This window comes from Terrabacter aerolatus (assembly GCF_007991735.1).
Taxonomy (GTDB): Bacteria; Actinomycetota; Actinomycetes; order Actinomycetales; family Dermatophilaceae; genus Terrabacter; species Terrabacter aerolatus.
The window spans coordinates 78248-84489 of sequence record NZ_BJYX01000019.1 but is presented as its reverse complement, the minus strand read 5'-3'; the positions used below and the strand labels follow the sequence as shown (position 1 = coordinate 84489).

The 6242-nt window shown below is 72.6% G+C and carries 6 protein-coding genes; all 6 read right to left on the bottom strand.

The window, feature by feature from the left end; translation table 11 throughout:
- Positions 1–60: 60 nt before the first annotated feature.
- The 6 genes from TAE01_RS16025 to TAE01_RS16000 all read right to left on the bottom strand — a co-directional run bounded on the left by TAE01_RS16025 (position 61) and on the right by TAE01_RS16000 (position 6161).
- Positions 61–537 carry a GNAT family N-acetyltransferase gene (locus tag TAE01_RS16025; protein ID WP_147067812.1) on the bottom strand — a complete coding sequence of 159 codons (477 nt, stop codon included), beginning with the start codon at positions 535–537 and terminating at the stop codon, positions 61–63.
- A complete protein-coding gene (locus TAE01_RS16020; protein WP_147067811.1) occupies positions 534–1664 on the bottom strand; it encodes an aminoglycoside phosphotransferase family protein in 1131 nt (376 codons plus the stop codon). Before TAE01_RS16020 ends, TAE01_RS16025 begins: the two co-directional genes overlap by 4 nt.
- Before the next feature lie 327 nt (positions 1665–1991).
- Positions 1992–2753 carry a decaprenylphospho-beta-D-erythro-pentofuranosid-2-ulose 2-reductase gene (dprE2, locus tag TAE01_RS16015; RefSeq protein WP_147067810.1) on the bottom strand — a complete coding sequence of 254 codons (762 nt, stop codon included), beginning with the start codon at positions 2751–2753 and terminating at the stop codon, positions 1992–1994.
- On the bottom strand, positions 2750–4090 hold the full coding sequence (gene dprE1 / locus TAE01_RS16010; protein WP_222594154.1) for an FAD-binding oxidoreductase: 1341 nt from the start codon (positions 4088–4090) through the stop codon (positions 2750–2752). The genes dprE2 and dprE1 overlap by 4 nt, the downstream gene beginning before the upstream one ends.
- A 62-nt stretch (positions 4091–4152) precedes the next feature.
- The gene (locus TAE01_RS16005; RefSeq protein WP_147067808.1) at positions 4153–5040 is read right to left on the bottom strand and encodes a decaprenyl-phosphate phosphoribosyltransferase; all 888 of its coding nucleotides are present in this window, start codon (positions 5038–5040) and stop codon (positions 4153–4155) included.
- Positions 5040–6161 (bottom strand): hypothetical protein, encoded by a 1122-nt coding sequence (locus TAE01_RS16000; RefSeq protein ID WP_147067807.1) that lies wholly within the window; start codon positions 6159–6161, stop codon positions 5040–5042. Before TAE01_RS16000 ends, TAE01_RS16005 begins: the two co-directional genes overlap by 1 nt.
- Positions 6162–6242 lie beyond the last annotated feature (81 nt).

The following is a 6242-nucleotide window of genomic DNA, read 5'->3' as shown; positions in this document are numbered from 1 at the left end:
GACACCCAGCCACGCCCGAAACCGACACGTCCGGCGCCGCGGCTCCCGAACCGACGTGCGTCAGCGGTCGAGGCGCAGACGCATCGCCGGCCAGGCCGTCGGGGCGAAGCCGAGCTCCTCGTAGAGCCGCGACCCGTCACCCGTCGCGAAGAGCTCGACCACCGTCGCCTCGGTCTCGTCGCGCAACCAGTCGAGGACGCCCTCGACGCATGCCCGGGCCAGGCCCTGACGACGTGCGCGCGGCTGCGTCGCGACGTTGTTGAGCAGGCCCCAGACGCCGTTCGGGTTGACGGGCGAGGGGGTCTCGAACCGCAGCCCCACCATGGCCCCGGCCACGACCTCGCCGTCGGCGTCCTCGGCGACGACGACGCAGCACCGCCCGCCGTCGAGCTCCCGCTCGAACCACGCCGTGGCCGCCTCCTGCCAGCCCGGGTCGTCGACCCCCGGAACGCCCATCTCCGAGAACATCAGCGCCCGCAGCCCGACCACGGCCGCCGCATCGGCGGCGGTCGCCCGCCGGGTCGTCCACGCGGTCACCGGAACGCACCACGCGAGAACGCGGGAGCCAGCGGCACGTCGCCGGCGGCATACGTCGTCTCGACGGCCCGCGACAGCCGCAGCGCCATCTCGGCCAGCTCGGGCAGCGCCCGACCCGCCGCAGCGGTGCGCAGGAAGCGGAGCACTGGGTCCGGCATGCGTGGCATCGGCTTGACGGGGTTGACCCGCGCTGGCTCCTCGTCGACGAGACCGGTGAGACACCAGCTGCCCGCGAGCCAGGCCCACGCCTCCGTCGCCAGATCCAGGTCGTGGTCGAAGTCGGCACCCAGCGTGGCGGGCCACTCGACGGCCACCGCCTCACGCCACCGGCCCAGGGCCAGCTCCGCGGCCGCCGCCTCGAGCGACCAGGCGCACCAGCACGTCGGCCACGGCACCCTGAGGTATGCCGCATCCCAGGCGATCGGCCGCCACAGGGCGAACTCGAAGTCGAGCAGGACGAGGCCGGCGTCGCGGACGAGGTTGTTGTCGGGGCACATGTCGGCTGCAGAGAGGCTCGAGGCGTCGACGCGGAACCGGTCCGGCACCGTCGCGAGCACGTCGAACACCCCGGCGGGCGCCGTGACGTCGAGGGCGGCGGCCAGCCGTGCCCACGCCGGGACGGCCTCGGCGAGCTGGCCCGGGAGGTAGTCGAGCTCGACCGGCTCCGACGAGCGCGACCGGACGCCCGCCTCGAAGGTGTCACGCACCCGGCGTCCCTCGGTGTGCAGTCCCGCGACGGCCGAGGCCCACCCCGAGAGGGTGGTCACGGCCCGGTCGGCGTCGTCACCGAGCAGCGCGTCGGCCAGGTGCCCACCGTCGCCGAGGTCGCCCATGACGACGAGGCGCGGGTCGGTGGACTCGGCCACGAGCGTCGGCGTCTGCGCGAAGCCGGTCATCGCCGCGAGCGCGGACGCCTCGCGGGCATACGCCTCGCGCCCCTCGTCGGTGACGTAGCGCTTGACGACGAACGACCGGCCCGCACCGTCGAGGACGCGCACGACGAGCGTGCGTCGACTTCCGGGAAAGGGCGCGCCGACGACGCGCAGCGGGGCGCCCACGAGGTCGGCGGCGACCGACACGGTCTCGCTCACGAGGTTCTGGCCCACCGCTGTCCGGGTCTCACTCACCGGGTCACTGTGCCAGATCGGGACGGTCGCGGCGGGGGTGGTGGAGCGGCCCGTGGCCGGCCACACGGCATTCCACAAATGCCCCATGTACCGCTATTCCGAATTTTCTCGTCACAAATTTGTCGAAAGTCCGTACATGTGGCGACAGCTTCATTAGTGTCACACCTGTAACACCCCCACGGCTGGCACGCACCCCCCCATCCGCACCAGCCTCGAAGGAGCCCGTCCTGCGCGCGCAGGCGGGCTCCTTCGCCCGTTCCGGGGGCCTCTGCACGTCGGTGCTCGCGCCCACCCCGACCTGCTCGCCCGGCGCGGAGTCCCGGACCGTCAGATCGGCAGCCGGCGGAAGAGAGCGCGCGGCGTCACCGCGAGCGCCCCCATGACCCACCCCATCGAGGTCGGGACCCAGATGGTGCGAGACCCCAGGGTAAGGTTGGCGGCGATGGCCTCGGCCACGTCCTGCGGGGTCACGGCCAGCGGCGCCGGGCGGAGGCCGGCTGTCATCCGGGTGCGCACGAAGCCGGGACGGACCACGACCACCGAGACCCCCGTCGACTGGAGTGCGTCACCGAGCCCGCTGGCCAACGCGTCGACCCCCGCCTTCGTCGAGCCGTAGACGGCGTTCGAGGCCCTGCCCCGCACCGCGGCCGCGGACGAGAGCACGACGATGACGCCGTGGCCCTGGGCGCGCTGGTGCTTCGCCGACGCGAGCAGCGTGGTGACGACGGCGGTGAAGTTGATGTCGACGACCTCGGCTGCCGCGAGCGGCTCTGCCCGGACCCGGTCCTCGTCCGGCAGGACCCCGAAGCAGATGAGGACCACGTCGATCTCGCCGGCGTCGAACGCGTCTGCCACGACCTGCTCGTGCCCCGCGCGATCCCGGGCCTCGAAGTGGTGACTGGTCACGAGCGGCACGCCGAGCCGGCGCACCCGCTCCACCTCGGCATCGAGGGCCGCGCCGCTCCGGCCCGCCAGCACGACCCGCTGCAGACGCCCCGCACTCGCCAGCTGCGTGACCGTGGCCCTGGCGATGTCGCTCGTGGCCCCGATGACGAGCATCGACTGCGGCGCGCCGACGGCGTTGATCATAGGTTCAGCCTCCGTGAGAGGTCGGACTGGAAGACGTGCTCGGGGTCGAGCTCGTCACGCAGGGAACGCCATTCGTCGAGACGGGGATACATCAGGGCGACCGACTCGGGTCGGAGTCGTGAGTCCTTGGCCAGATAGACCCGTCCCCCGCTCGCGAGCACGTCGGCATCGAGCTCGTCGAGCAGGTCGCCCAGCGAGTCGCTGACAGGGAGGTCGACCGCGAGCGTCCACCCGGGTGACGGGAACGACAGCGGCCCCCTCCCCGCCGGCCCCAAGCGCTTGAGCACGCACAGGAACGTCGGCGCCCGGCGATCCGAGAGCCTGCCGACGACGCGCCTCACGCACTCCGGGTCCTCGACCGCGAACTGGTGCTGCACGAAGCCGCGCGAGCCGTAGATCCGGTTCCACCCGTCGACGACGTCGAGCGGATGGAAGAAGGTCCCGACACCCTCGAGGCTGCGACGGGTCGCCCGCGGGGCCCTGCGGTGGTACGCCTCGTTGAACAGGCCGACGGTGACCAGGTTGAGCGCACCGGACGGAGCCCATGGCGGAGCCGGGAGCGGCCGGCGCCCGAGCGCCCGCGACAGGCTCCCGCGTGTCTGGCCCCCCGCATGCTCCCCCGCCTGCTCGCTCGTCGCGTGGTCGCCCGCGGTGACGACTCCACGCCCTCTGGCCGAGCCACGCGCCAGGCAGTCGACCCAGGCCACCGTGTACCGGCTCGTCCGGTCCGACTCCGCCAGGACGGCCATCGTCTCGTCGAGCGAGCCGGTGCGGGTCGTGTCGACCTGCATGAGGCTCGACTCGACGCGGATGAGGCGCAGCGTCACCTCGAGGACAACCCCCGTCAGTCCCATCCCACCCGGCACCGACCAGAAGAGGTCGTCCGAGGGCGTGAGCCTGCGCACGACGCCGCGGCCGTCGACGAGGGTGAGCGCGGCGACATGCGCCGACAGGCTGCCGTCACGGTGGTGGTTCTTGCCGTGCACGTCGGCCGCGACGGCGCCACCCAGGCTGACCTGACGGGTGCCAGGGGTGACCGGGACGAACCAGCCGCGCGGCAGCACCTCCCGCAGGAGCCGGTCGAGGCTGACTCCGGCACCGCACGTGACGAGTCCCGTCTCAGGGTCCACCGGCCCGATCTCGTCGAAGGCACCGAGTCGCAGCACGAGACCGCCTGCGTTCTGGGCCGCATCGCCGTAGCTGCGTCCCAGCCCCCGGACGATGACGCCTCGCGATCCGCTCTCGGCGACGAACCGGGACACGTCGGTGACGGTCGAGGGCGCTGCGACGTGCGCCACCGTGGGCGCGGTCCGGCCCCAGCCGGTCAGCTCCTGCACGACGGGGGCCGCGGGCGAATCGCCAGCGTCCGCCCCCTCGGCACCGTCGCCACGGGCCAGCCTCATGACATGGCCGCCAGCCAGAAGCACGCGAACCAGATGGCCCCGAGGGCCTGCAGCACGTGGTCGTGGAGCATGACCTGCTCGGGCTCCTGCGCCCTCCCGAGGTCTGCGTCGAGGGAGTAGCGCATGATCAGGAGGACGAGCGGTACGACCGAGACACCCGCGAAGACGCCTTGGCTGGGCGCCGTACCGAGCCCGAAGGCCCACAGGCAGTATGCCGTCACGGTGACCGCCCCGCAGACGCCGAACATCATCCGCAGGTAGCTCTGCGTGTAGGACCCGAGGGCCCGCCGCGTCCGGTCCTCGAGGCCGACGCTGACCAGCTCCGACAGCCGCTTGCCGATGACGACGAAGAGCGACGCGAAGCCGGTGACGATGAGGAACCAGCGGCTGATGGAGGTTCCGGTGGCGGCTCCACCGGCGATGGCGCGGAGCAGGAAGCCGGCCGACACCAGGGCGAGCTCCAGCACCGCCTGGTGCTTGAGCGCCGTCGAGTACGCGACGGACAGGACGAGGTAGCCCGTGACCACCCAGCGAAGCGATCCGGACCCGCTCACCGCGACGGCGGCCAGGGCCAGCAGTGCCGCTGCCGCGACAGCCTGGAGCGGGGTCACCCGTCCCGACGCGACCGGCCGGTTGCGCTTGGTCGGGTGGCGCGCGTCGGCGTCGGCGTCGAGCACGTCGTTGAGGCAGTAGGTCGCACTCGCGGCCAGGGTGAAGGCGAGGAACGCCTGGGCCGTGGCCACGAGCACGTCCCGGTGCAGGATCGTGCCTGCGGCGATCGGCACGGCAGCGACGAGCACGTTGCGCAGCCACTGCCTCGGGCGGCCCAGCTGGACCAGGCTGAGGACCAGCGACGGGCCGCGCCTCGCGCTCACCGTCGCCATCAGCGCAGGGTCACGTAGAAGAAGTCGCGCTGGTCCGGCGCGATGTAGCGGTCCGCGCGAGAGGGCATGGTCGGCAGCAGCTTCGCCGGTGACACCGGGCCGTTGGCCGCGGTGGGCGCCCAGCGCGCGAAGAACACCATGTTCGTGTGCATGTCGAGCTCGACGGCCCTCGTGGCCTTCGCGGCGACCAGCGCTGCCGTCAGCATCTTCAAGGTCATCCCGTCGCCCGCGACGTAGATGAGGTTGCCGTGGGCGTCGATCCCGAGACCGGACCGCCACGTGAACTGGCGTTGGTTCTTCGACACCCCCCACGGCCCGCTGGCATCGGCGATCCCCGGTTCCGCCGCCCCCGCGTCGACGATGAGGTGCAGGTTCTGGCGCACCGCGACGACCGACGGCGACATCGTGACGTCGCGTCCCCACTGGCCGACGGTCACCCGCCCGGTCCGGTCGATGACGACCGAGCCAGCCCCCGTCTGCAAGGAGTGCGAGTAGCGGCCGTTCTCGTAGAATCCCCCGAGCAGGTCCTTGAAACGCCACCCGGAGTTGAACGTCGCCACCAGGGACGACACGTCTCCCGGAGCGACGCGCGCCCCGTCGGGCCAGCCGTCGCCGCCGGGTTGGGTGGTGCCCGCGACGAGGTGCCCGACCGTGTCCGACGCACGGATCCAGGCCACGGCCGCCACGACGCTCGCGTGTGTCGGATCCGGTTGCACGAAGGTGGTGAACATGGCGGGCAGGCCCTGGCGGTCGAGACGACCCGGCACCCAGACGCCCTCACGGGCGACCGGCGTGATGCCGCTGGGGATCGTGACGGTGGGCGGCCCGCTGGTAGTACCGGGCCTGCCGGGGTGGCTGGTTCCCGCCGCCCGGGTGCCGGCCTGAGGCGGGGGGAGGTCGGGCAGCGCCGACGGGTCGGGTGCGGCGTTGGGCGGAGGGTTGCGGGTGAACCACCAGTTCTCCACGGCATCGACGACGCCGGCACCGCCGTTGTCGCGCACCCACTCGACCGTGCGGACGGTCAACGGAGCATCACCGGGCGCCAGCAGCGCCTGCCCGTAGGACACGCCCACAGCCACGACGAGCACAGCGACGACCACGGCGGCGACGCGCCTGACCACGCGCCGACGCCGACTGGTTGCAACGTTCCGACGGGAGGGTCGGCCGACCCGCAAGGCACCCATGTGCACCTCGATCCGGCT